The 2,627-nt window shown below is 74.0% G+C and carries 3 protein-coding genes; all 3 read right to left on the bottom strand.

Annotation, left to right across the window (positions count from 1 at the left end):
• Nucleotides 1-294, bottom strand: a 294-nt coding sequence (locus EYA84_RS30220) for a CinA family protein (protein ID WP_236146046.1), incomplete at its 3' end; no start/stop codon positions are given.
• Between the two features lie 48 nt (nucleotides 295-342).
• The gene (gene pgsA / locus EYA84_RS30225) at nucleotides 343-936 is read right to left on the bottom strand and encodes a CDP-diacylglycerol--glycerol-3-phosphate 3-phosphatidyltransferase (RefSeq protein ID WP_131057602.1); all 594 of its coding nucleotides are present in this window, start codon (nucleotides 934-936) and stop codon (nucleotides 343-345) included.
• Nucleotides 937-992: 56 nt separating this feature from the next.
• Nucleotides 993-2,528, bottom strand: a complete 1,536-nt coding sequence (gene rimO / locus EYA84_RS30230; RefSeq protein WP_236146047.1) for a 30S ribosomal protein S12 methylthiotransferase RimO — start codon at nucleotides 2,526-2,528, stop codon at nucleotides 993-995.
• Nucleotides 2,529-2,627 lie beyond the last annotated feature (99 nt).

Genomic DNA, 2,627 nt, shown 5'->3' on the forward strand with positions numbered 1-2,627 from the left:
CCGTCCGCCCTCGGCCAGGGCGGCGGCCACGTCGCCGTCCACCGGGCCGCGCGCCGCCAGCAGATCCGCCGGTACGTCGGCGAGCTGTTCCTTCAGCTCGGTCGCGTACACCACCAGCCCGCCCCGGTAGACCGCGCTCGCCCCGGCGACCTCCACGATCGTGGCGGCCAGCAGTCCACCGGTCAGCGACTCGACGGTGGCGAGGGTCTCCCGCCGCTCGGTGAGGCGGTGCACCACACCGGCCGCCGCGCTGCCCATCTGTCCTTCGCCCTCTGTGACACCCACGCCCTGCATCCTTCCCGACGAGCGGGCGGTCTACCCGCCGCACCGCCGGGCGACCGATCAGCGGATACGGCGCAGCCGCAGAGCCTGGGCGACGTAGTCGAACCCGGTGACCACCGTCACCGCGACCGCCGCCGCCATGATCCACGGGCCGACCACGGCCAGACCGTCGGGCATCGGCCAGAGATACCAGGTGATGGCGAGGATCTGGAGCGCCGTCTTGACCTTGCCGCCCCGGCTCGCCGCGATCACCCCGCGCCGGATCACCCAGAAGCGCAGCGCGGTGATGCCCAGTTCGCGGGCGAGGATGACCGCCGTCACCCACCAGGGCAGTTGGCCGTACCAGGAGAGCAGCAGCAGGGCGGCACCGGTGAGCGCCTTGTCCGCGATCGGGTCGGCCACCTTGCCGAACGCGGTGACCAGCGAGAACCGGCGGGCGATCCAGCCGTCGACCAGGTCCGTCGCCGAGGCCACCACGAAGATCACGCAGGCGATGGTCTGCCACCCGGCGTGCGTCATGCCGGAGACCGCCACGCAGGCGGCGAAGACCGGCACGAGCAGCAGCCGCAGCGCGGTCAGCGCGTTGGCGGCGTTGACCACCGGGACCACCCGGGCCACCACGGGAAGCGGCGTGGACTCCGTCGCCTCGGTCATCGGCCCGCTCTCCGGCAGCACACCTGGTCGCTCCCCCGCTTCCTCCTGGCCGGCGGTCACCGTGTCGCGCCGGGCGCCGCCGAGATCATCTCATCGGGTACGGCGACCAGGTCGACGCCCTCGGTGTCGGTGACGGTGGCCCGGACCAGGTCACCGGGGCGCAGCGCGGCCAGGTCGACCCCGCCGCCGTCCGGGGCGACCAGGGTGGTGGAGCCGTCCACCTCGGGAGCCTGGTGCGCGGCCCGCCCCTCGACCACGCCGCCGTCGACCGAGTCCACGAGCACCTCGACCGTGGCGCCGAGGCGGTCCTCGGCGCGCTGCGAGCACAGCTCGTCGGCGAGGGCGCTGAGCTTGTCATACCGGCGCTTGATGGTGGCGGCGGAGACCTTGCCGGGCAGTCCGGCGGCCTCGGTGCCGTCCTCGTCGCTGTAGTCGAAGACCCCGATCGCGTCGAGCCGGGCCTCGGTGAGGAAACGGACCAGTTCCTCGTAGTCGGCGCGGGTCTCGCCGGGGAAGCCGACGATGAAGTTGCTCCGCGCCCCGGCCTCCGGCGCCAGGGCACGGGCCGAGGCCAGCAGGTCCAGGAAGCGGTCGGTGGAGCCGAAACGCCGCATCCGGCGCAACACGGGCTCGCTGGAGTGCTGGAACGACAGGTCGAAGTAGGGTGCCACGCCGGGGGTGGTGGCGATCGCCTCGACCAGGCCGGGCCGGGTCTCGGCCGGCTGGAGGTAGCTGACGCGTACCCGGACGATGCCGTCGATCACCGCGAGCTGCGGCAGCAGCTTCTCCAACGCGCGGGGGTCGCCCAGGTCCTTGCCGTACGAGGTGGAGTTCTCGCTGACCAGCACCAGCTCCCGGACACCGCTCTTGGCCAGCCACTCGGCCTCGGCGAGCAGCTCGTCCGGCGTACGCGAGACGAACGCGCCCCGGAACGCCGGGATCGCGCAGAACGTGCACCGCCGGTCGCAGCCGCTGGCCAGCTTGAGCGAGGCCACCGGACCGCTGTCCAGGCGGCGACGCAGCACCGGACGCAGGTGCGCCGGGGTGTGCTCGTCCACCTCGGCCACCGTGCCGTGGCCGGGCAGCGACACCGCGCTGTCCCGCCGGGCGACCGGGGTCAGCGGCAGCAGCTCCCGCCGGTCGCGGGGGGTGTGCGCGGCGAACTCCCGCCCGGCCACGACCGCGTCCAGCCGGGACGCGATGTCCGGGTAGTCGTCGAAGCTGAGCACCGCCTGCGCCTCGGGGAGGCTGTCGGCCAGCTCCCGGCCGTACCGCTCGGCCATGCAGCCGGCCGCGACCACCTTGGCGCCGGTGTCGGCGGCGGCCAGCAGCGTCTGGATCGAGTCCTGCTTGGCCTTCTCCACGAAACCGCAGGTGTTGACCACCACCACGTCGGCGCCCTCGCCGTCGGTGGTCACCTGCCAGCCGTCGGCGTGCAGGCGGGCGGCCAGCTCCTCCGAGTCGACCTCGTTACGGGCACAGCCCAGGGTCAGCAGGGCGACCCGGCGGCCGTCGGCGGGCTGCTCCGGGTCGCGGGGCGACGCCGGACGCACCGCCTGGGAGTCGTCGACAGGAGAGGTGGCAGACACCATCCGAGGGTACCGGGCCACCGGGCACCGGCCGACAGCCCGGCCGGACCCCGACCGACCGGAGGCGGACGGGTCGTGCGCGCTCGGGCCGACCGGGCAGGG

It is taken from the genome of Verrucosispora sp. SN26_14.1 (assembly GCF_004307965.1).
Lineage (GTDB): Bacteria > Actinomycetota > Actinomycetes > Mycobacteriales > Micromonosporaceae > Micromonospora.